The sequence below is a fragment of the bacterium genome (assembly GCA_035295165.1).
Classification (GTDB): Bacteria; Sysuimicrobiota; Sysuimicrobiia; order Sysuimicrobiales; family Segetimicrobiaceae; genus JAJPIA01.
The window spans coordinates 1-23,208 of sequence record DATGJN010000111.1 but is presented as its reverse complement, the minus strand read 5'-3'; the positions used below and the strand labels follow the sequence as shown (position 1 = coordinate 23,208).

The window sequence follows — 23,208 nt, the reverse complement described above, 5'->3', positions numbered from 1 at the left end:
TTCCAGTGCTACGCCGGTGAAGTGTTCGGGTTGCTCGGTCCGAACGGCGCCGGCAAGACGACCACGATCCGCATGCTCACGACGATCCTGCGCCCCACCGCCGGGACGGCGCGGGTGGCCGGGCACGACGTCGTGCGCGACCCGGCCGCGGTCCGGCGGGTGATCGGCGTGCTCCCGGAGAACGCCGGCATCTACGGGCGTCTCACCGCGCGCGACGCGATCCGGTACGCCGGGCGGCTGTACGGGGTGCCGCCGGCCGTTTTGGAGACGCGCATCGAGGCGCTCGCGGACGCGCTCGAACTGACGCCTCACCTGAACCGGCTCACCGATACCTTCAGCAAGGGCATGAAGCAGAAGGTCAACATCGCGCGCGCGCTCGTCCACAACCCCCCGGTCGTGTTCCTGGACGAGCCGACGTCCGGTCTCGACGTGATCTCGGCGCGCTCCGTCCGCGAGTTCGTGGAACGGTTCAAGCAGGAGGGCCGCTGCGTGATCATGTCCACGCACGTCATGGAGGAGGCGGAGAAGCTCTGCGACCGGGTCGCGATCGTCGCGGCCGGCCGCGTGCGCGCCGAGGGTCGCTTGAGCGAGCTGAAGGCGCAGACCGGGCTCGACCTCGAGGAGATCTTCGTCCAACTCGTGGAGCAGACCGTCGCATGATCGGCGCGGCATGGTCGTGGCTGCGATCCTACCGGACGCGCGATCGAGCCGCCGACGCCGACGCCGCCCGCGAGACGCGCCGCTGGATCTACGCGGTGTACGCGAAGGAGACGCTCGAGGTGATCCGCGACCGGCGGACGCTGTTCGTGATGGTGGTGCTGCCGGCGCTGTTCATGCCGCTCGCCACCCTGGGCATTCCCTACCTCGCGGAGCGCCAGCAGCATCAGATCCAGACCGTGATTCCCAAGGTGGCGGTCGTCGGGCAGGCGCCCGCGCTGATTCACCTCGCGTACACGTCGAAGTTGGTCGCGCCGGTGCGCGCCAAGGATCCCACGGCGGCGCTGCGGCAGCGCCAGGTGCTCGCGGTCGTCGAGATTCCCAAGGGCTTCGAGACGATCGTCGCGAGGAACGGCCAGGCGCACGTCGGGATCCTCTACGACGCGACCGACACGGAGAGCGCTGCGGCGCGGGCGAAGGTCGTCGACCTGCTTTCCCGGTACAGCCAGGGGGTCGTCGCCGCGCGTCTCGCCGCGCGCCACCTGAACCCGCGGGACCTGCTGCCGGTCGTGCTCGATCAACGCAACGTGGCTACTCAGCGTCAGGAGTCGGGGCAGTTGCTCGCGAGCCTGCTGCCGTTTCTCGTCGCGATGTGGGCCGTGGTCGGGGGCATGTCCGTGGCGGTGGACCTCGCGGCGGGCGAGAAGGAGCGGGGCACGCTTGAGTCGCTCTTAGTCGCGCCGCCCAGCCGCGAGGCGATCGTGATCGGCAAGTTCCTGTCGGTTCTCACCGCATCGATGGGCGGAGTCGTCGTGGTCCTGGTCACGATGATGGTCAGCCTCCGCTGGGGCTACCCATACCTCCTGCATACGACGAAGAAGATCGACGTCAACCTTCCCGTGGGGACGGCGATCGTGATGCTCGGCGTCGCGCTGCTGTTCTCGGCGTTGGTCAGCGCGGTGCAGCTCGCGATCAGCATCTACGCCCGGTCGCCGCGCGAGGCTCAACAGTACATCACGCCGCTGTACTTTGTCACGGTGCTCCCGGGGCTCGCCGTGCAGTTCGTCAGCGACTGGGCGCGTACCGTCTGGGCCTACCTGACCCCGGTGCTCAACGCGTTCTTCGCGTTTCAGGAACTGCTGCTCGGCACCGTCAACTGGGGTCACCTGTTCCTCGCGGCGATCTCGTGCGCGTTTTACGCCGCGCTGGCGCTCGAGATCGCGATCGGGCTGATGAGCCGGGAGAGCGTCATCTTTCGGGTGTAGTCCGCCGCGGCGCGTCACCCCGCGAGGAATCTCGAGGGCGCGACCGACGCGCCCAGACTGCCTCCTCATGTGGCCGTTCGACGTCGATTCTCTCCCATCGCCCCGCGTGCGGCCGGCGACGGCGGGGAAACGGAGGCGCGGTGAATCGCCGGGGTCGAACGGGCGCATCGAGGGAACCTGCTACACCCGAATACCGGTAATCCGCCATACAAGAGAATCGACGCTCCGCCTCGTTCGAGGGAGGTCGGTCCCCGCGATGTGCCTTCCATCGGTTCGAACGGAGGAATTTCACTCTTGAGGCCACAACATCTAGTGTGGTAGTATGCATCCTGCTGCTAGATATAGGATGAGGGTCGAACGCCTGTGCGGTGTCCCTACTGCGGTGCCAAGGAAACCAGAGTCCTGGATTCCCGCTCCATAGAAGACGGAGAAGGGATCCGTCGTCGGCGTGAGTGCGAGGCCTGTCGGAAGCGGTTCACCACATTCGAGCGGGCCGAACGCGCGATCGTGTTCGTGCTCAAGCGGGACGGGCGACGCGAGCCGTTCGACCGGACCAAGGTGCTGACCGGAATGCTCCGGGCGTGCGAAGGCCGGCCTGTGTCCCAGGAAACGCTCGAGCGCATCGCCGACGAGATCGAGCGAGGACTGCTGGAGTTGGACACACCTACCGTTCCGAGCCGCGAGATCGGTGACAGGGTCATTGAGCGCCTGCGCGAGCTCGACGACGTGGCATACGTTCGCTTTGTGTCGGTGTACCGCCGGATGGGGGATGTCGACCGGCTGGTGGAAGAGATCCAAGCGCTCAAGGCGCGCAAGCAGCACGAGGCGGAGCTCGCCTCTCAGGTTCTGCTCATTCCGCTCGCTCCGATCCGAACCACCCGCAACTAACTCATGGACGCAGCGCAGACGCCGCAGGAGTCCATATCTCCCCAGGGGGGCACGCAGATGGCAATGACATCGGACGAGGTGAACGCTTCCCAGAGCACACCTGATCCCGATCGGAACGCGATTGCGCCGGAGACGCTGGAGTTCTTCAAGGGCGATGCGCTGCGCGCGCGCGTGTTTCACGACAAGTACGCGCTCCGCGATCCGGACGGGCGGGTGCTCGAGCGCACGCCCGTTGCGATGTGGCAGCGGATCGCCCGCGGGTTGGCGTCAGTCGAACCCACCGAAGCGGGGCGTGAACGGTACGCGCAAGAGTTCTACTGGCTGATGGACGGCTTCCGGTTCATCCCCGGCGGCCGGATCATGCACGCGATCGGAAACCCGAAGCGGGTCACGGCGTTGAACTGCTTCCCGGCCGGCACCCGCGTGCTTGCGCGCGGCGGTCTCAAGCCGATCGAGGAGATCAGGCCGGGCGACGAGGTGCTCACGCACAAGAACCGGTACCGCCTCGTCACCCACACGATGCACCGCGACGTTGAGGATCCACTGCGCGCGCTCAAGCTCTGGTACCTTGGCGACCAACCGATCCGCGCGACGGGGAACCACCCGTTCCTCGCGTTCGACGGCACGCGCGTGGACTGGGTGGCCGCCCAGGACCTGACCTCCGATCACTACATCAAGGTGGGGCGGATCGGCGAGACGTTGCCGTCCTGGGATCTCGATCTAACCAACTTTGTGAGCGCGGCGGCGATCGAAGACGAAGCGGGGCAGATGTACACGGCGACCGCGTACGTCGGCGGTCAAGGAGCGCGCGGTGTCGCCGAGAGCAAGCGGGTGCGCCGCACCATTCCGCTGGATGAGCGCCTCGGGTTGTGGCTCGGGTTCTTCATGGCCGAAGGCGGCGTAACGGACAACAGCGTCTACTTCACCTTCAGCAAGGACGAAGAGGCGCAGGCCGAGGCGATCTACAACCTCACGCAGCAGCTGTTCGGAGTGGAGGCGGCGATCCAGCGGCGCGAGGATCAACCCGGGCACTGGATGCGCGTGTACGTCCACAGCAGGCTCCTCGTCGAGTTCGTGCGGGCGTTCTGCGGAGGCGCCACGCACGCCCACGACAAGCGGCTGCCCGGATGGTTTCTGACGGTTCCGACCACCGTGCAAAAGGCGTTCATCGCGGCGCTCCTGGCCGGCGACGGCGTCGTCCGCGAGGAACAGGTCAAGATTTTCCTCGCCAACCCGGATCTGGTCCGGCAGGTGTTCCTCATCCTCGTGCGCCTCGGCATTGTGCCGTCGATTCGCTGGGAGGCCATCCTTAAGTACACACGGCATCGCGGCATGTGGATTCAGGTCAGCACGCAGCGGTACGTCGAGGCGCTGCATGCGTGGATCGAGGGGGACTACTCATACGAGTCCGTCTTCGAGGAGTCCGACGGCAACCACTTCTACAAAGTCGTGGACGGCGAGTTGTTCGTCAAGGTCAAGGCGTGTGGGTGGACGGAGCCCGCTCGCCAGACCGTGTACGATCTCACGGTGGACGAGGACCATTCCTTCGTGACGGAGTTCGCCTGCTGCCACAATTGCTACGTGATTCCAATCAAAGAGGACTCCATCGAGGCCATCTTCGAGTGGACGAAAGAGGCGGCGCGGACCTACTCGCTCGGCGGGGGCGTGGGCGCGGACATCAGCATTCTCCGTCCCGCGGGCGCGCCCGTGAACAACGCGGCACGGACGAGCACCGGTTCCACCTCGTTCATGGAGCTGATGTCGCTCACGACCGGGACGATCGGCCAGAGCGGCCGGCGCGGCGCGCTCATGATCACAATCGCCGACAACCATCCCGACGTCCTGGAGTTCACGAAGATCAAGCGCAATATGAACAAGGTGCGGTACGCCAACATCAGCGTGCGCATCAGCGACGCGTTCATGCGCGCCGTCGAGGCCGACGCCGACTGGACGCTCGCGTTCGACAACAATCGGGTGAATGTGCGTCAAACGGTCAAGGCGCGCGAGGTGTGGCGCGAACTGATTTACGGGGCGCGCAACCACGCCGAACCCGGCGTGATCTTCTGGGACTCGATCCGGCGGTGGAGCACGTCCGAGTATAACGAGATGAACGTGACGACGACCAACCCGTGTTCTCTGGTAGGGTCCACCTATGTGATGACACCGAGCGGGATTCATCGCCTGGACCAACTTGTCACGAGCGCCGTCCAGGACCGGCGAAACCCTGAGGTGTTGATCGACCGCCGCGCGGGCGACGAGCGTGGTGTGTCGGCGGTTCACGCTGACGCGCTTGCGTTCACCGGCGTGAAACGCATCTATAGGGTCGAAACGGCGAGCGGCCTTACGGTGCGTGGCACCGGGGATCACAAAGTGAAGGTGCTCAACGACGACCGCGTTGATCCGCTGCACGGGTCAAATGGATGGAAGCGTATCGACGAACTTCAGGCCGGTGACGTGCTCGCGATCGTCGATCCCAACGCTCCAGCTCTTGTCGAGACGATGTTCCGCGATCGAACTCCATATCTGCATGTCGACAGGGGCTGGATGCAGCCGCGCCGGCGCGACGCGCATTGCTCGCTCATTGACATCCCAGACGCATGGGACGATGACCTCGCGTATCTGCTCGGGTACGCGGTTGGTGACGGTTCCTACACGAACCATGCGAACCGTGGACATGGGAAGCGCCTGGACATCCACATGCACGTGGACGATGCGCCATACGTCAAGCCCGTTGTGGATCGAGTGACGGGCCGCTGCGTGCAGAGGAAGGTGCCGACCGCCGTCGGCGGTGGCGTCGCAGCGGGTACGCTGTCGGCGGAGTCCCGGCCGGATCCCTTGCATACGATAGATGGAACGAATCGCGCGTGGATGTCCATCCATTCGGGTGCGTTCTTGAGAATGCTCGGCGCGTTGGGCCTGCGGCCGGCGGTGGCGCCCGACAGGCTGGTCCCCGAGTCGATTCTTACCGCGCCCAAGGACGCAACGGCCGCGTTCCTCCGGGGTTTGTTTGATGCGGACGGCACAGTGTCGCAGCCCGGCGCACGTCCGATGATCTCGTTGTCTTCAACATCTCGGCAGTTGATTCAACAAGTGCAGATCCTGCTGTTGCAGTTCGGCATTTTTTCCACGGTCGCGACGCACAGAGCGGAGGACAAGAATGCGTCGCGTTCCGGACTGAACTACATCACGAACGGCGGCGAGCGCCGCATCTACCACAGCGTGCATGACAGCTATCAGTTGGCAATTGGCCGATATCCGTCCATTGAGAAATTTGCCACTCACATTGGGAGCAGCCTGCCGCGCAAGCAAACCATGATCCAGGCGCTGTGCGCATCGCGTGTCCACGCGCTCCGGAGCGTAACCTCGACAACCGAAGTCACCGCCGTGATCGATGAAGGCGTTGACGAACCCGTGTATGATCTCACAGTGTTGGATACCAAGTCGTTCATCGCCAATGGTTTGGTCGTGTCCAACAGTGAGATCCCGCTCGAACCGTATGGGTGCTGCTGCCTCGGCAACGTCAACCTGGCAGAGTTTGTGACGGATGAGTTTTCCCCCCAGGCGCAGGTGGACTGGCCCCACTTGGAGCAGGCTCTCCGGCTGGCCACGCGTTTCCTGGACAACGTATTGGACTACAACGCCGACAAGCATCCGCTCCCGGCTCAGCGCGAGGCTAGTCTCTACTCGCGGCGCATCGGGGTCGGATTCACCGGCCTGGGGGATTTACTCTGCAAGCTCCGGCTGAAGTACGACACGGACGAGGCCGTCGCCGAGGTGGACCGGCTGTTCGAACGCATCAAGAACGTCGTGTACGACGAGAGCGTGAACCTCGCGATTGAGAAGGGACCGTTCCCCGGGTACGACCGGGAGCAGCATCTCAAGGGGGCGTTCCTCGAAACGCTCGATCCGAAGGTGCTCGCCCGGATCCGCGAGCACGGTCTGCGGAACGTGGCGCTCCTGACCGTGCCCCCGGTCGGCAGCGGTGCGTCGCTCGCCGGCACGACGAGCGGCATCGAGCCGATCTTCGACCTGTCGTACACGCGCCGGAGCGAGTCGCTCGCGCAGAGCACGTTCACCGTGTACCATCCGCTCGTCCGGAGCTATATGGAGCGATTCGGCTTGACCGACGAGGACGGGCTGCCGCCGTTCTTCGTCACCGCCCACGAGATCAAGCCCGAGATGCGGGTCCAGATGCAGGCGGCGATCCAGAAACACATCGATCACTCGATCTCGTCCACCGTCAACTGCCCCGCGGACACGTCCGAGGAGCGGGTCGCGGAGATCTACTTCAAGGCCTGGAAGATGGGGTGCAAAGGGATCACTGTGTACCGCGACAGTTCCCGTGAGAACATCCTGACCGCGAGCACCGCGCGCTCGGTGAAGGCCGCCGGCGGGGAAGGCACCAAGGCGGAGGCGGCGCCGGTCCCGGTTGCCGCCCCGGCGACAGAGGTGGTCCATCACAAGCGCCCCCGGCCCAAGGTGACTACCGGGCGGACCGAACGGATCGAGACGCCGCGCGGCCGCATTTATGTGACGATCAACGAAGATACCAAGGGACTCTGCGAGGTGTTCGTGCAATCCCTCGACGTGGAGGCCGATGCGATCGGACGGCTTGCGTCGCTCGCGCTGCGGACCGGTGCGGATGCGCGCGACGTGATCGAGCAGCTCTGGCGCGTGCAGTCCCGCGAGGTCGCGATCGACCGGTCGGGCGACGGCACGATCGTGCGCGTGACCACGATCGCGCAGGGAGTCGCGCTGGCGATCGGACGCGCGCTGTACGGTTCCGGGTTCCGGCCGGACCAGGCGTTCCCGATGGCGGACCGGCTCCCCGAGCCCAGGATCGGGAACGGCCACGCAAACGGGGGAAACGGTCATGCGACCGCGGGGGCGGCGGATCCACCCCAAGCCGAGGTGGCGCTGCAGGGAGATCCGGCGCTTCCCCCCGAGGTCCAGCAGCCGCTCCTGACCTTCGCCGGGGTCTGCCCCGACTGCGGCAGCTCGCTGGTGTTCGAGAACGGCTGCAGCCATTGCCGGTCGTGCGGATATTCGAAGTGCTGACGACCCGGTCTGCTATCGTCTGACGGTAGGACGCCCGATTCTCAATCGGGAAACGCGGGGTCGACTCCCGCGGGCAGTTGGAAGGGGGGAGCGGCCGCTCCCCCCTTCACTTCATCGATGGACACCGGACGCTCTCGCCATCAGGCGTGGGCGCGATTCCGCCAGATCCGCCGGAGATATCGCCTCGCCGCTCGGATCGGGGACGGCACGAGACGCGTCAGCAGCGCGCTCGTGCGGGCGGCGTGCGGAGACGCGTGGGCCGCCCGCCGACCTCGTCGCAGCGCGCCGAGAAACTCGGACGAATCCAGGTTGCCGATGCCGAGGCGCGGTAGCAGATAGCGGGACGACGTTGCGTTGCAGAAGGCCTGGCGAACGGTCACCGCGGCGCGGAAGCCCGCCGCCTCGACCGCGTTCGCGGCACGGTCGTCCACGTCCCCAAACGGATACGAGAACGTGGTCGACACGGTCCCCAGTCGGGCCACGATCTCATCCCGGGAGCGTTCGATCTCGCTCCGAAGCGCGGCGTCGGAGAGCGCGACGAGCGATGGGTGCGAGACGGAGTGTGCCCCGAAGGTGATTCCAGCCGTGGACATCCGGCGTACCTCGTCCCAGGTCACCGGGCGCGACGACCCGGGGACCACCTCGCCCGCCATCGCGTCCAGGAGCGAATCCCGCACCGGTCCTTCGAGCGTTTGCAGGCGCCTGTGGAGGGCGTCGAACACGCGGAGCACTTGCTCCGCCGAGTCGAGAGCGGTGTCGGGACCGCCAAGCGACGGCGGGAGCGACAAACGACCGCCAGCGTGGCGCGAAAGATGCCACACTAAGCGATCCCACCAAAACGCGGCGTCCCGTCCGACGGTGCCGGTCGCCAGGAACACAGTCGCGGGGATGCCGACGCGCTGGAGCACGGGGAACGCCTGCAGGTAGTTGTCCGCGTACCCGTCGTCGAACGTCACGGCCGCCAGGGAGGGGCCGCGGTCGGCGTGCCCAAGCGACGCGACCAGCTCGTCGATCGGCACGACGCGGTAGCGGCGTGCCAGGTGCTCCATTTGCCGTTGAAAGCGCCCGACCTCGACGTAGAGCCCGTACCGCGTCAGGAGACCGAACGGGTCGGCAGGCGGCTGTTCACCTACGCGATGATAGCAGAGGATGACCGCATCGCCCACGCCAATCTCCCCCGACGTTTTGGTTGACCCTGGGGCCGGGGTAGCCCGACCCCACGCGACGAGTCTACCGTCTTGCGGCGCGGCAGGCAAGGATTGAGCGTACAGGGCGGCACCATCGATTGAATATTCGGACAATCGTCCAGCGGACGTTCGGCGGGGTGCTGGAGCGCGTACGGCCGGTTCACGCCCGCCGCCGGCGCCGACGTTGCGCATAGTCACGCACGAGCATGGCCGCGATCGCCGCTGCCACGAGCCACAGCAGGATCGTGACGACTCGGTACGCCCAGACCGCGAGCGGCGGCCCGTGCGGAGGCGGTGCCGCCGCCACAAACGTGCCCAGGTCATTTGTGGGACCGTAGATCTGGAACGTGATGGGCAGCGTCGACGGGGACAGGGGGAGCCACGACGTGCCGGAGGACCGCAAGATCGCGGTCGCGCTCGTGGCGTAGCGCAGCACGATGTTGACCGGTGCGAGGAGCGGCGCGGCCTGATGCGAGACCGTGTAGGTTGCGGCGATGCGGTAAGCGTTCCCGTCATACCGCAGCCCGTTCGGAGCCGGCGCCACGGTGGCCGGATCGAGCGGGTCGATGCGGATTTCCACGGAGGGCTCGCCCTGGCGCGGCGCGATCGCGCTCCGAGGCACGACGAGAACGGCCTGTTCGTCTCCGGTGGCGATCGCCGCGGGCGCCGAGCCGGACGCTGTGAGCACGACCACGCCCGTCCCCGGCTGAGGAGGCTGGTTGTTGCGGGCGAGCGCGGCGGGCGGGTGCACCCATCGGTACGGGGGCGGAGGGGTGTAGCCGTCGTAGAGGAGTTGGGGCGGGAGCGACCACGGCGATGCCCACGACACCGCCGTGAGGTATGCGATGGCCACCAAGCCTCCTGACGCCAGCCAGGCCGGCGCGCGTCTCATCGGTACGTCTTCCGAAGAACCGCACGGGGACGGTTGGGAGCGGACGGGCGGTCCTGCGCCGCTCCTCTCCGCGAGATCGCTGAGACGACGGACCGCACCGTGGCACCGCAGGTCGCCGCACCCGTCAGGCGCTTTGCGTTCATCATCTTCCTCTTCTAGGGCGGACGCCGGGCAACCCCTCGCCGGTGAGGGCCCGCCAGCCTCGGGGACCGCTCGCCACGACCTCGGTTCCGCCCGAATCAGGGGCCGACCTTGACTTCCAAGTGTGCCTGTAGCGTTCCGCCGGCCGCAGGCGTCGCGGTGAACTCCAGCTCCCACGTGCCGCCTGCCAACGTAGCGTCCGCGATGAAGTGCCCGGCGCTGAAGCGTCTGACGGGCAGCGTGTGGGGCGCCTGTCCCGGCCGGCTCGCGGTGATGGTGGCGAGGTGGGGGATGGGCAACTCGGCGCCGCTCGCGTCGGTGAACGTCGCGTGTACCTCGTTGAAGCCCGGCTTGCCGGGGTCGAGGTACGTCCCAAGCGTGACGCCGCCCGAGAGATCAATGTCATACAGCGTGGGCTGGCCGGGCGCCGCGATCGTCCGCACGGTCTCCGGCTGACTGCGCACGGTCACCGACAGCGGAACCTCGACCGAGCGCAGACCCTGGGCGACGAGCGCCGTGATGGTCCACGGGCCCTCGAGCGAGAGGTTCGTGCCGTCAGCCTGGTAGGTCCCGTCCGCGCGCAGGCCGAGGTCCAGTGTCGACGGCCCGATGTCAGGCCGGTCCGGCTTGGTGAACGTGAGCGTCACCTTGGACGCGTGCGTCGGGCGTCCGGTGTCGTAATCGGTCACGCGCGCGGTGAAGTGGTTCACGCCGGCCGTTCCGGGGATCGTCTCCAACCGCAGGCGCACCGATGTCGCAAAGTCGTGGCCGTCCGCGACAAGCGGCGTTGGTGGGACCGCGCCCTCCAACCCGGAGCGTGCGGGCGCGAGGCCGGTAAGATATGCGGTCACCGCGAGCACGATCACGCCAAGCGCGACCTCCGATGTTCCGATCCGCAGGAGGCCGCGCCGTGTGCGCGCGACCGCGGGGACGTGCCGGTAGTGATTGACGGCGCCCAGGGCGGCGAGCCCCAGCAGCAATGCCGCCTTGAGATCCACGACCTCGCCGTATGGCGTCGACAGGAAGCCCTGCCATGAGTGCACCTCATAGACTGCGCGGGAGACGCCCGTCGCGACGACCACGGCCAGCGCGATCGACGCGCCCGCCGAGAACCGCCGGGCGGCCCGGCCTGCCTCCTCGTCGGACACGCCGGGGAGCGCGACGAGCAGCGCGGCGAGGCCGCAGATCCATCCGCCCACCGCCGCGAAGTGGAGCCACTGCGCGGCGACATTCGGCCACCACCAGGGGGGCGCGGCATCCGCTGCGGCATGCCCGGCCAGTACGTGCGCGAGCATCGCCGCCGCCGCCGCCCCACCGGCGATCCACAGCACCGGGCGTCCCGGTGCGCGTGTACGCCCGGCGGCCGCGACCGCCACGCCGGCGACGGCGATCGGCGCGGCTCGCCACCAGAGGGCACGACCGAGGTCGGTCGTGAGGAGCTGGCCGATTCCCACGCCCGCGTCGGACGCCTGAGACCATCCAAGACCGATCACGCCGGCCGCGCACAGGCCCCACGCTCCCCACAGGAACCACGGCCGGGCGGGCGGCACTCGGAACGCGACGGTCCAGACCCACGCCGCGCCGAGCAGCGCGCCGAGTCCCAGATAGAGACCCCACCGGCTGGCGACGTAGCCGACTGACGGCGGCGGGGTCGTGGGGCCGCCCGATGGGGCCTGGGACGGAGATTGTCCGACACCGAAGGCGAAGGCCCCGCCGGTGACGTGTCCGTCCACGGCGGAGACCGTCCGCCAGGTCACCGTGTATACACCCTGCGGGAGCGGTCCAAGCGGGATCACCAACTCCGCCGCATGGCCGGGTACTGCGCGTGCGGGACTGCGCTCGACGCGCCGCCCCGTGCTATCGAGGACGTGCACGATCGACAGCGTCGGTTCCGGCTGCTCGGTGAACGCCAGCGTCACCGCGGTGGGCGCGTGCTGGAGCACCGCTCCGCCCGCGGGGTCCGACTGGCGCAGCAACGCATGCGCCAAGACGGAGGATGCGAGCAACAGCATCCCCCCAAGGGCGAGGGCGGAGCGGGCGATCCAGCGCATGCTACCGCGTCGTGCGCCTGCGGGCGGCCCCAACGCCGATGACGATGCCGACGAGGCCGGCGACCACCCCGCCGATCCCCAACGAGCGTGCCTGCGCTGCTGACGCCGCTGCGTCGCGCGCCGCCGCGGCGCTGGCGTCCACGCGCGAGCCGAGCCGTTCCACGAGCCCTGCGATCTCCGAGGTGGACGGCTCCTTCGCCGGGAACTCGACTCCGGTCGCGTCCTCCACGGGGTCGAACGTGGTCGGGGACGTGGTAAACGACTGGTCGATGTGTTGTTTGCCGACGGCCCCGACGAAATGGAACGTGTAGTTCCCCGGGCGCGTTGGGATGATCGAGGCGCGAAATTCCCCTCGGGTCCCGAGGCCAGTGTCCGGATCGAAGCTCGGGTCCAAGGGGAGCATGCCCGTCTTCTGGTTGCCGAAGATCACCTGGACTTTCAATCCGTCGCCCACGTCGAGAACAGGTTTGTTGGTGGCGTCCGCGAGGAAGAGTTGAACGGCGTTCCGATAGCCGACGTAGGTGGGTTCATCGACCCACCCGACCGTCATGTGCACCGAGCCGACGGCCCGCTGTTCATGGGCCGACGCCGCGCTGAGCCATCCGGACAACCCGACCGCCGTCGCGACCGCGACCGTGGCGACCGCCAACCTCCATCCAGCTAGTCTCATGAGATCCCTCCTCCATCAATCAGGAATGACGGCCGCACAAGCGGCCGAAGTAGATGCCGCCGACAGCGCCTCCGGGCCGCCCCGCGCACCGGGAGCTTCGGCGAGCACACCCCCGCGCACAGATGACCGGCGGCACTAAAGCGATGCCCGAACTCGCGCTCGCTGCACAGAGCGCTGGCCCGCGGAGTCCTGAGAAAGGCGCTGGGGCTGGTCGGGTATTTAGACGGAACGCGGAGGGGGTTCCGCCGCGCTGCGGGCGACTTGGGGCGTGCCATCGAGCCGTGTTGCCGATAGTCCCGCGCCACGGTGAGGCGGCCACAGGCGAATCGCGGCATATGCGGTGACGTGCAAGGCGCCGCCGCTGCTCCACAACGCAGCGCCACCGTCACGCGGCAGCACGGAAAACACACGGATGGTTCCACCGCGAGGGGCGCGCGCCGGCGCGAGCTCGCCGAAAATGGGCGTGGTGTCGCTGCCGGCTTCCTCCTGGAGGTGCGCGGCCAGGACGCGCGCCCGCTCCGCCAGCGTCCCGCCGATCACGATGTGCGCGTGATAGGGGCTGCGCTCGCTTCCGGCGGAGGCGAGCAGACCGGCCAGGAAGACACCCAGCGCGGCGAGATGAACGACGCTGCGGGTTCGCACGTCCCCAATACTGACAGGCGCAGTGATGCGGTGTCAAGGCGGCGTACCGGTCGTCCGACGGTGAACCGGGAGATCCTCTTCAATCGCCCGCTTGACCTCGGAACCGCCCCGCCGCTGTGACGTCAGCCGAGAACGAACGTGCACGCAAGGTGGGCTAGTTGGTGGGAGGTGGTGGTGACTCCCCCAATCCCACCTCGCGGCTAATCGATTGCGCGTGCTCGCGGAGACGCCGGATTTCGCCGACCGTGGCTTGGAGGCGTGCGAAGAGAGACTTGTTGCCCTCGATGCCCGCGTGGATGAGCCACGCCGCCGCGTCGCTCCGCGTGGCACGAACGCCTGCCTCAATGAGCGTGTCGATCGCTTCGAGGTCGGGATCGCCGACGCGGCACATCACCACATTGTTCCGGTTCTCTTCTCCCGCCAGCAGCGACAGCGCTGCTCTCCGTCTCTTGGGCCTCCCACCCTGGTACGGCTCGAATTCTCCAAGCTCTTGCGGGATCAAGTCTTGGACCGGCTTCATCTGGAGGCCAAAGTGTTGCAAGAGCTCGGGGAGCGGGGCGTCACTCACGTGAAACATCGCGAGCAGCAGGTGCTCGGTGCCTATGTAATTGTGTCCGAGTCGGCGGGCCTCATCCAGCGCCAGTTTCAGCACGGTCTTACTTTCGGGAGCGAACCCGATTTCCCCGCGTACCGGCCGATCCGTGGGGTCGGCAAGCGATTCGATCCGCGTTCGGACCGCATCGAACGTGACTCCGAAGTGCGACAGGACCCTCCCGGCCACTCTCTGCGGCTCGCTCGCCAGTCCGAGCAGAATATGTTGCGGTCGGACGGACTGCGAGCCGAGACGCCTCGCTGCCTCTTGCGCCGCCGTGATCGCGTGTCTGGCGCCTTGCGTGAATCGTTCGAACATCACGATCCCCTCCCGCGTGCAGTTACGTGTAAATGAATTACACTGAATTACACACTCCATCATGCCAGAACTGCCAAAGGTCAACAAGCGTTAAGCCCCTGGTTGCGCGGGGATCGCGTCGGACGAACCTGTAGGGCGTTGCTCACGTGAACAGAAGTGACGAAGCTGGTGACGGCTCAGGGGTAGACCCTTGGCCCGCGAGATTCCAACGGACCTTCTGTGCGAGGGTCAACCCGGGGGCACGTCTGCGCGACCGGAATCGTTCCAGACGGGTTCAGGTGTCTGGCAGCATTCCGCCCGCAGCGAAATGGGAGGATAATAGGTAAAGAGTGGAAGGGAGCGATCGTGATGCCATGGAGGGGATAGGGCACCGGCGCGCAGCAGGGCGGCGCCGCTGGTTGGCGTGGTTCGTGGTGTTGGTCGCGCTCGGTGGCTCGTGGCCCGCGGCGGTTGCCTCGCCGTCGACGCACCCGCGTGTGGCGCTCGTGTTCGAGCACGCCGGGGCGAGTCTGAGCGACCTGGCGCCGATCTACGCGATGCACCAGCCGTTCGGCCTCGGTATCTTCCCGCACATGCGCTTTTCCGCCCAGATCGCGCGCGAGGCGCGTTCCCACGGCCTCACCCCGATCCTGCACCTGCCGATCGAACCGATCCACCCCGCGGACCTCGGGCCGGTGACGGGCGTCGTGTGGGTCCGCATGACGGATGCTGAGATCCGCGGGGTCGTTGCGGGCGATCTCGACAGCGTGCCCGGCGTGGTCGGGGTGAGTAATCATGCGGGGTCGCGGGGTACTGCGGACGTAAGGGTAATGACCGACGTGCTCGGCGTGGTTGGGGCGCGTCACCTGTGGTTCGAGGAGAACCGCACCAACGCGGCGTCGGTGGCCACCGACGTGGCGAGGCAGCTCGGGGTCCGGACCGTCCTCATTACGACGTATCTGGACGATCCTCCCGTGGACATCCCCGGCAAGGTCCGGGCGCTCATCGGCACCGCCCAGCGGCAGGGATGGGCGGTGGCGGCCGCGCATATCACCACGGGGGCGCCGTTGGTGGTTGCGCGGCTGCTCCCGGAGTTTCGTGCGGCCGGCATCGAATTCGTACCCGTCACAACGTACCTGACAGGAGGCGTGCACTGATGTCGCAGCACTCGTCGTCGCAGCGGACCCTTGATCGGCCATTCCGTGTGAGCCGCCGCTCGTTCCTGCGGCGCGCGCTTGCCGCGGGCGTTGTCGCTGCCGGCGCGTCGGGCTGGGACGCCGCGGCCGCAACGGGGACACCGACCTCCGGCGCATCGCGCACTCCGGGCGGGACGGCGGATGCCGGCGGGACCAGGCCGGTCGCCCTGATCGCGAACAGCATGAGCAACACGCTGACCGTGGTCGACGCACGCACTTTCGCGCCGATCGCGACGATGCCGGTCGGCCGTGAACCGCACAAGTTCCACCTCAGCCTGAGCGGGCGCACCGTCTATTCCTGCAACACGACGAGCAACGAGCTGATCGAGATTGAGCTCGCCACGCTGCGCCCGCTGCGGCACATTCCGGTCCTCGATCCGTACAATATCACATTCACCAAGGATGGCCGCCATCTGTTCAAGCTGGCGTACCGCTACACGTTCGTCGAGGTGCACGACGCGAAGACGTTCCGCCGCGTGCGCCGTCTCGAGACCGGCGAGTCGCCAAGCCACTTCGCGCTCTCCCCGGACGGCCGCTGGTTCGTCAACTCGAACCAGCGTGCGAACACGGTCTCGGTGATCGACGCGCAGACGTTCCAGGTGGCCCGCCTGCTCCAGGTCGATCCATTTCCGGCCGGGATCGCGATCTCGCACGACGGCCGGTATATGTTCGTCGCGAGCGGCGACGCCGGCACGATCAGCGCCTTCGAAACCGACGGATGGCGGTTCGCGGGCCGGGTCCATAGCGGTCGGGACGCGCACGAGATGATGGTGACCGGCGATGGCCGGTACATCTTCGTCACCAACCGCGGTGAAAATACGACGAGCGTATTCGAGGTCGCCTCCCGGCGCGTGATCGAGAAGTTTCACGTGCCGGGGGGACCGGACATGCCCATGCTCACGGCCGACGGGCGCCATCTCTGGGTGTCCGGCCGCTACGGCGATATCGCCACGGTCGTCGATGCACACACGCTGCGGATCCTCGGGACATTCCGCACGCAGCACTCTCCTCACGGGGTGTTCATCGGCACGACCCAGGCCTAGCGACGCAGCCCAGGACATCATCCATCGGCAGCGAATCGGCGGCATAGTTCACGACCCCAGGCGTCGAGTCGACATGCCGGAGGCGTACCCGATGCGGGGGACCCACGCGGCGCTCGACCGCGCGATCGACGGACACCTCTCCCTGGTGGAGGCGATCGCCGCGATCCCGGCACCGAGTTTCGGGGAGGCCGAACGCGGGGCGTATATCGCCGACCGGTTCAGGGAGGCGGGTCTCCTCGACGTGGCAATCGACGAGGCGGGAAACGTGAGGGGCCTGTTCGCCGGCGGCGGGCCCGCGCCGCGGGTCGTGCTCGCCGCCCACATGGACACGGTGTATCCCACGGAGGCTCATCAACCGCCCCGCCGCGAAGGCGCACGCCTCACGGGATCGAGCGTGCGCGACAATGCCGCAGCCGTCGCCGCGTTGGTCACGCTTGCCCGTGCGATGCGCGACGTGGGCGCGTCCGTGCCGTGCGCGCTCGAGTTCGCCTCCACGACCGGGGAAGAAGGGCTCGGCGATCTGCGGGGGATTCGCCACCGGCTGCGACCCGAGGAGGTCCGCCCGGAGGCGGTGCTGATCGGCGATGGGCGGATGGGACAGATCGTCCACCAGGGGATCGCGGTGCGGCGGTTTGCCGTGCGGTTCGAGACTGACGGGGGCCACAGCTGGGGCGATTATGGCGCGCCGAGCGCGATCCATCACCTCGCGCCGGTGATCCACGCGCTCGCCCGGACCCCGCTGCCGGTCGATCCCAAGACGACACTGAACGTCGGCGTGATCCACGGTGGGACGTCGGTAAACGCGATCGCCTCCACCGCCGAGATTCAGGTGGATTTTCGGTCGGTCGAGGCCGCGCGCGTGGACGAGTTGACCGCGCTCCTTCGGCGCCTCGTCGAGGCCGAAGTGGCCGCCGGCGTGCGGACGACGACCAAGGTGATCGGCGACCGGCCGGGCGGGCGCATCTCGGCCGATCACCCGCTCGTGGCCGGCATTCTGGATGTGCACCGCGCCCACGGTCTCACCCCGCAACTGTCTGCGTCGAGCACCGATGCGAACATCCCGCTCTCGCTCGGCATCGCGGCCGTTTCGATGGGGGTGTCCGGCGGCGGCCAGGTGCACTCGCCCCGCGAATGGCTCGACACCACCTCGCTCCTTCCCGGCCTGCATCTCCTCGCCGACGCGGTGGCGAAGACCGTGGAGGTCGCCGCGGCAGGCCCAGCGGCGGCACGCCGGGGCGGCGCGTCCGGTCACCCTTGAGCGCTGTGGCCGTCGCCGAACGGGCGTTGGAGGGCGAGTGCGATCTCACCAAAGAGGATCGCGAGGTCTGTGTGCCCGATCCCCACGGCAGGAGAAACTCCCCGACCGCCAGAACTACGGCGGCGCATCGGAAAACATCAAGGAGGTCGTTATGACCACGCGTCGTGCCACCGCCCTCGCCCTCGTGACCGCGGTTGTGATCGCGCTCGTCGCGGCCGGCGCCGGCGTCGCCCCCGCGCAAACGAAGCTCGTGATGGCGTTCGTGCCGTCCGGCGAGGCGGCCACCGTGCTCACCTCGGGCAACCGCATCGCGAGCCTGCTGGGAACGGCGACAGGATACCAGTTCGAGTCGTTCGTGGCGACGAGCTACGCTGGCGTCATCGAGGCGATGGGTGCCGGACGCGCGGACATCGGCTGGTTGAGCACCTTCGCCTACGTCATCGCCCACCAGAAGTACGGGGTGGAGGTGCGCCTCGTGACGGTGCGGTTCGGCGAGCCGTACTATAACGCCGAGATCATCACCCAGGCGAGTTCCGGCATCAACTCGTTGGCCGACCTGAAGGGCAAGCGCTTCGCGTTCGTGGATCCTGCCAGCACGTCGGGCTACCTGTTCCCGCTGGCAGGACTCAAGAAGGCCGGCTACGATCCGTCGAAGTTCTTTGGACAGACCGTGTTCGCCGGTTCCCACAACAACGTCGTGCTGGCCGTCTACCAGGGGCGCGTCGACGCGGGTGCCGTGTTCGACGACGCGCGCGGTACCGTGCAGAAAGACTACCCGGACGTGATGCAGAAGATCAAGGTTATCTGGAAGTCCGACCCGATTCCGAACGACACCGTGAGCTTCCGCAAGACATTGCCGGCCGACGTCAAGGACCGTGTGACCACCGCGCTGCTGCGGTTCTCCCAGACGCCGGCCGGGTTGGACGCGCTCAAGTCCCTGTATGAGATTGAGGCGCTGGCCGACTACCAGTTGCTCACGTCGAAGTACCACGTCAAGACGCCGAACCTGGACGCGTTCTACAACCCCGTCCGGGATGTGGCGACGTATGCGGGCGTGAACTTGGAGGAGCTGATCAAACCACACTAGCCCGTGGTCGAGGACGGTCGCCGGTGCGATCCGATAAGACCGTGACGGATCTCTCCGGCGCGCTGCGTGAACGCCCGCGGTCGGCGGCGCGGCGGTCGTGCTCGCCCCGCCGGCAGACGGGGATTCGGGAATACACCCGCTCCCTGCCGCAGGTGCGCACGAAGATAGGCGTCGTCCGATGAGCGACCCGCTCCTGCGGATCGAGCACCTGACAAAGGTGTACCCGGACGGCACGCGCGCGCTCGACGACGTGTCGTTCCAGGTCGCCCGCGGCGAGTTTCTCGTGATCATCGGGCTCTCCGGTTCCGGCAAGTCCACGCTCCTCCGCTGTATCAACCGGCTGATTGAGCCCACGTCCGGCGCGATCGTGTTCCACGGCCGGGACGTCGCCGCCGCATCACGGGACGACCTTCGGGAGATTCGGCGGCAGATCGGGATGGTGTTTCAGCAGTTCAACTTGGTCCGGCGCGCGTCGGTGCTCACCAACGTGCTCACCGGCCGGCTGGGGTACGTCCCATCCACGTGGGCGCTGGCGAATTACTTCCCGGCGGCGCTCGTCGACCGGGCGTTGGCGAACATCGAGCGGGTCGGTATTCCGCAGAAGGCATATGCTCGCGCGGACACACTCTCCGGCGGACAGCAGCAGCGAGTGGGGATCGCCCGCGCGCTCATGCAGGAACCGACACTCATCCTCGCCGACGAACCGGTCGCCAGCCTCGATCCGGCAATGTCGCACTCGGTCCTGCGCTACATCGAGGAGCTCAACCGGAAGGACGGCATCACCGTGATCTGCAGCCTGCACTTTCTCAGTCTCGCGCGGCGGTACGGCACCCGGATCCTGGCGTTGAAGGCCGGCCGCATCGTGTTCGACGGACTTCCGTCGGAGATCGACGACGCGCGCTTCAAGGCGATCTACGGCGAGGACGCCGTGGCCGTGGAGATCACCTGATGCCCGCCGTGGGACAGGCTGGCGGCGCCCCGGACGCCTCCGCCGCGCGAAGCGATCCCACGCCTCGGCGCCCCGGCACCGGGTTCCGGTCGTGGCGCTTCTATCTAATGGCCGCCGCCGTGCTGACGATGTACGTGTACGGCTGGCAGGTCACCCAGATCCACCTCTCCGAGTTGTGGCGCGGCGCGCCGCTCATCGCCCCGTTCGCGCGGGCGCTCGCCTCGCCGGATGTGGTGGTTCGCGACAACCCCGTCGAGCGCGTGGCGGTAGCGTTTTACTACGGTGGTGAGACGCCCCCGGTGTCCGCCGCCGCGGCGGGTCCAACGCTCCGTCTCTCCCGATACACGGGCGCGATCGGCGACCGTGTGATCGCGACCGGCCGAGGATTTGCACCGGGTCGCCGGGGCGTGCTGTGGTGGGAGAATCAGATCGGCCAGCGCCAGCAGCTCGGACCGATCGCGACCGATGCGCAGGGCCGGTTTACGACGACGTTCACGGCGCCCGAGGTCCAGGGGACCCACAACCTCGTGTCGGCGGAAATCGTGGCGGGCGTGGGGCCGATCCGCCCGAGCCCGACGTTCTACGTCGTGCTCGGGCGGATGGTGGAGACGGTGTTTCTCGCCCTGATGGGCACGACGATGGGCGTCATCTTCGCAGTCCCGTTCTCGTTCCTCGGGGCCAAGAACCTGATCGTCCACTTCCCCGGCGGGAAGATCGTCTACGGCCTCACGCGGACGTTCTTCAACATCATGCGATCGATCGAGGCGCTCGTGCTCGCCATCATCTTCACGGTGTGGGTCGGGCTCGGTCCCTTCGCCGGGGTGCTTGCGCTCGGCGTGCACAGCATCGCCTCATTGGGGAAACTCTATTCGGAGGCGATCGAGAGCATCGACGCGGGGCCGATTGAGGCGATCATGGCGACGGGTGCCGACACGCTCCAGGTGGTCCGCTATGGCGTGGTGCCGCAGGTGGTGCCGCAGTTCATCGCGTTCACGATCTACCGCTGGGACATCAACGTCCGCTTCAGCACCGTGATCGGGTTCGTCGGCGGGGGCGGCATCGGCTTCGTGCTGCAGCAGTACATCAATCTGTTGCAGTGGCGGCAGGCGGCGACGGCGCTGTGGATGATCGCGATCGTGGTGGCCGTACTGGACTACGCGAGCGCAGTGGTGCGCGAGCGCGTGACATGACGTCCGCGGAGCTGGGTCCGCGAACCCGGGTGGGGGACGGGACCCCGCGGTCCGCCGTCGTGCCGTTGATGCCGGCGCGCGTGGTAGAGGACACGGGCCGGGCGCGCGCGGCGTTCACGACCCGCGCGGGCGGCGCCAGCGAGGGTGCGTTCGCCAGCCTCAATCTTTCCTTTACCGTTGGCGACGACGCGCGCGCGGTGTCGGAGAACCGGCGCCGTTTCGCGGCTGCGTGGGGCGTGGCGCCCGCCGACCTCGTCGAGGCCGCGCAGGTCCACGGCAACCGGATCGCCGCGGTGGATGCCCGCGCCGCGGGCACGACGGTCCCCGCGTCCGACGGGCTTGTGACCGACACCCCTGGCATCTGGCTCGCCGTGTACGCCGCCGACTGCGTGCCGGTGCTGGTTGTCGACCCCGACCGTCCGGCGGTGGGCGTGCTGCACGCGGGGTGGCGGGGCACCGCCGCCGGCATCGCGCCCGCGCTGCTGCAGACGATGACCGAACGCTTCCGCACCCGACCCGACCGGGTGCGGGCCGCGCTGGGTCCGGCGATTGGCGGCTGTTGCTACGAGGTGGACGGACCGGTCGCGCGGGCGATGGCGCATGCGTCGTGGTGGCCGACCGCGGCGCGCCGCAGCGGCGCGGAGCGGTGGCACCTCGATCTGCGCGAGGCGCTCCGCCGTCAGTTCGTGGCGGCGGGGGTGCCGGAGGCATCGATCGAGATGCGCCCGGAGTGCACGAGGTGCCGTGCGGATCTGTTCTTTTCGTACCGTCGGGATGGCGTGACCGGGCGCCTGGCGGGGTGCATTCGGTTGGTCGAGTGAGCTGAGAGGGAAAGATGCGGCGCCGTCGAATACGACGCGCGCCAGGGGCGGTCCATGACTGATATCGCCACGAATGTGGCCGGCGTGCGGGCCAGGATCGCGGACGCGGCGGAGCGCGCCGGCAGGCGGCCGGATGACGTGCTGCTCGTGGCGGTGACGAAGACGGTCGACGTCGTCCGGATTCGCGAAGCCGTCGGCTGCGGCCTGAGGGTGTTTGGCGAGAACCGAGTGCAGGAAGCGCGCGACAAAGTGCCCCTGGTGCCGGGCGTGGCGTGGCACCTCATTGGCAGCTTGCAGCGCAACAAGGTGAAAGAAGCGCTGCGGCTGTTCACGATGATTCACTCGGTGGATTCACGGGCGCTGGCGGAGGAGATCAGCCGGCGTGCGAAGGCCGGTGCGAACCCGATCGGCGTGTTGATCGAGGTGAACATCGCGGGAGAGACGGCGAAGCACGGCGTCGAGCCCGGCGAAGCCGAGGAGCTGGCGCTCGGGATCGCGGGGTTGCCAGGGGTGCGGCTGCGCGGATTCATGGGGATGGCGCCGCTTGTCGACCGGGCGGAGGAGGCGCGGCCATACTTCCGTCGGCTCCGGGAGTTGCGCGACCGGATCCGGGACGCGCATCCGGACGCCGGAGTGACCGAGTTGTCGATGGGTATGACGAATGACTTTGAGGTGGCCGTAGAAGAAGGCGCGACGATGGTCCGGGTGGGACGGGCGCTCTTCGCCTAGACGACGCAGCAGCAGACGATGCACGAGACGCAGTCAGAGACGCAGCAGCGATGGGAGGCAGTGCGATGGGCCGGATCATGCAGCGGATGTGGAGCTTCTTGGGTTTCACCGACGACGAGGACGGGGGGCCGCCCCAGAGCGATGCGCCGGGGCACCGCGCGCCGATCTTCAGCCTGCACACGCAACGGCAGATGGAGATCATCGTGCTGGAACCGAGGGCGTACGACGAGGCGCAGAGCGCTGCGGATTACCTGAAAACGCAGCGGCCGATCGTGATCAATCTGCGCGACACGCAGAAGGACTTGGGCCGGCGCGTCGTGGATTTTCTGAGCGGCGTCGCCTACGCGCTCGACGGGCACATGCACCGGGTCGGCGACGAGATCTTTCTGTTTACACCGCATCACGTCACGATCACGGCGGACGTCCTGCGCGAGGAGACGGCGCCTGGACCACTGTTCAGCGTAGAGTAGCCCGCCCCGGGCGCCGCACCGCCGGGGCGATGGGAACTCGGGGCCGGCCGTCGAGGAGTCGGCGAGGGTTGACGCCTGACGGTATACTGGTGAAGGCATAGCGTTGTCCCCCAGAGTTCCCGGGC

General features: G+C 67.7%; 19 protein-coding genes and 1 tRNA gene. 14 read left to right on the top strand and 6 right to left on the bottom strand.

The features are described from left to right. The 5 genes from VKZ50_19345 to VKZ50_19325 all read left to right on the top strand — a co-directional run. A partial coding sequence (locus VKZ50_19345) for an ABC transporter ATP-binding protein (protein ID HLJ61886.1) occupies positions 1-660 on the top strand: 660 nt, incomplete at its 5' end. Then, a complete protein-coding gene (locus VKZ50_19340) occupies positions 657-1,922 on the top strand; it encodes an ABC transporter permease subunit (protein ID HLJ61885.1) in 1,266 nt (421 codons plus the stop codon). The genes VKZ50_19345 and VKZ50_19340, both read left to right, overlap by 4 nt. Before the next feature lie 363 nt (positions 1,923-2,285). Then, the gene (gene nrdR, locus VKZ50_19335; protein ID HLJ61884.1) at positions 2,286-2,810 is read left to right on the top strand and encodes a transcriptional regulator NrdR; all 525 of its coding nucleotides are present in this window, start codon (positions 2,286-2,288) and stop codon (positions 2,808-2,810) included. A gap of 57 nt (positions 2,811-2,867) precedes the next feature. Continuing rightward, positions 2,868-7,868, top strand: a complete 5,001-nt coding sequence (locus tag VKZ50_19330; protein ID HLJ61883.1) for an LAGLIDADG family homing endonuclease — start codon at positions 2,868-2,870, stop codon at positions 7,866-7,868. Between the two features lie 9 nt (positions 7,869-7,877). After that, positions 7,878-7,947: transfer RNA gene (locus VKZ50_19325), tRNA-Glu, on the top strand. A 61-nt stretch (positions 7,948-8,008) separates the two neighbouring features. Here VKZ50_19325 and VKZ50_19320 read toward each other — a convergent pair. The 6 genes from VKZ50_19320 to VKZ50_19295 all read right to left on the bottom strand — a co-directional run bounded on the left by VKZ50_19320 (position 8,009) and on the right by VKZ50_19295 (position 14,361). Then, positions 8,009-9,034, bottom strand: a complete 1,026-nt coding sequence (locus tag VKZ50_19320; protein HLJ61882.1) for a polysaccharide deacetylase family protein — start codon at positions 9,032-9,034, stop codon at positions 8,009-8,011. 181 nt (positions 9,035-9,215) lie between these two features. Continuing rightward, positions 9,216-9,908, bottom strand: a complete 693-nt coding sequence (locus VKZ50_19315) for a hypothetical protein (GenBank protein HLJ61881.1) — start codon at positions 9,906-9,908, stop codon at positions 9,216-9,218. 278 nt (positions 9,909-10,186) lie between these two features. Next, a complete protein-coding gene (locus tag VKZ50_19310) occupies positions 10,187-12,139 on the bottom strand; it encodes a copper resistance protein CopC (protein HLJ61880.1) in 1,953 nt (650 codons plus the stop codon). Between the two features lies 1 nt (position 12,140). Next, a complete protein-coding gene (locus VKZ50_19305; GenBank protein HLJ61879.1) occupies positions 12,141-12,809 on the bottom strand; it encodes a hypothetical protein in 669 nt (222 codons plus the stop codon). 219 nt (positions 12,810-13,028) lie between these two features. Next, a complete protein-coding gene (locus tag VKZ50_19300; protein ID HLJ61878.1) occupies positions 13,029-13,451 on the bottom strand; it encodes a hypothetical protein in 423 nt (140 codons plus the stop codon). 154 nt (positions 13,452-13,605) lie between these two features. Further along, positions 13,606-14,361 carry a Clp protease N-terminal domain-containing protein gene (locus tag VKZ50_19295; protein HLJ61877.1) on the bottom strand — a complete coding sequence of 252 codons (756 nt, stop codon included), beginning with the start codon at positions 14,359-14,361 and terminating at the stop codon, positions 13,606-13,608. 353 nt (positions 14,362-14,714) lie between these two features. Between VKZ50_19295 and VKZ50_19290 the strand changes: the two genes are divergently transcribed. From VKZ50_19290 to VKZ50_19250, 9 genes are all read left to right on the top strand, one after another. Further along, on the top strand, positions 14,715-15,497 hold the full coding sequence (locus tag VKZ50_19290) for a divergent polysaccharide deacetylase family protein (GenBank protein HLJ61876.1): 783 nt from the start codon (positions 14,715-14,717) through the stop codon (positions 15,495-15,497). Then, complete coding sequence (locus tag VKZ50_19285) at positions 15,497-16,579, top strand: hypothetical protein (protein ID HLJ61875.1); 1,083 nt, start codon at positions 15,497-15,499, stop codon at positions 16,577-16,579. Before VKZ50_19290 ends, VKZ50_19285 begins: the two co-directional genes overlap by 1 nt. A 91-nt stretch (positions 16,580-16,670) precedes the next feature. Beyond that, positions 16,671-17,837 (top strand): M20/M25/M40 family metallo-hydrolase, encoded by a 1,167-nt coding sequence (locus VKZ50_19280; protein HLJ61874.1) that lies wholly within the window; start codon positions 16,671-16,673, stop codon positions 17,835-17,837. Between the two features lie 151 nt (positions 17,838-17,988). Further along, positions 17,989-18,924, top strand: a complete 936-nt coding sequence (locus VKZ50_19275) for a phosphate/phosphite/phosphonate ABC transporter substrate-binding protein (GenBank protein ID HLJ61873.1) — start codon at positions 17,989-17,991, stop codon at positions 18,922-18,924. Between the two features lie 178 nt (positions 18,925-19,102). Next, positions 19,103-19,873, top strand: a complete 771-nt coding sequence (gene phnC / locus VKZ50_19270) for a phosphonate ABC transporter ATP-binding protein (GenBank protein ID HLJ61872.1) — start codon at positions 19,103-19,105, stop codon at positions 19,871-19,873. After that, positions 19,873-21,063 (top strand): phosphonate ABC transporter, permease protein PhnE, encoded by a 1,191-nt coding sequence (gene phnE / locus VKZ50_19265; protein ID HLJ61871.1) that lies wholly within the window; start codon positions 19,873-19,875, stop codon positions 21,061-21,063. Before phnC ends, phnE begins: the two co-directional genes overlap by 1 nt. Beyond that, positions 21,060-21,884, top strand: coding sequence for a peptidoglycan editing factor PgeF (pgeF, locus tag VKZ50_19260; GenBank protein ID HLJ61870.1), 825 nt, complete (start codon positions 21,060-21,062; stop codon positions 21,882-21,884). The genes phnE and pgeF overlap by 4 nt, the downstream gene beginning before the upstream one ends. 54 nt (positions 21,885-21,938) lie before the next feature. After that, positions 21,939-22,613, top strand: coding sequence for a YggS family pyridoxal phosphate-dependent enzyme (locus tag VKZ50_19255; GenBank protein HLJ61869.1), 675 nt, complete (start codon positions 21,939-21,941; stop codon positions 22,611-22,613). Positions 22,614-22,678: 65 nt separating this feature from the next. Then, a complete protein-coding gene (locus VKZ50_19250; GenBank protein HLJ61868.1) occupies positions 22,679-23,083 on the top strand; it encodes a cell division protein SepF in 405 nt (134 codons plus the stop codon). The last annotated feature ends 125 nt before the right edge of the window (positions 23,084-23,208 follow it).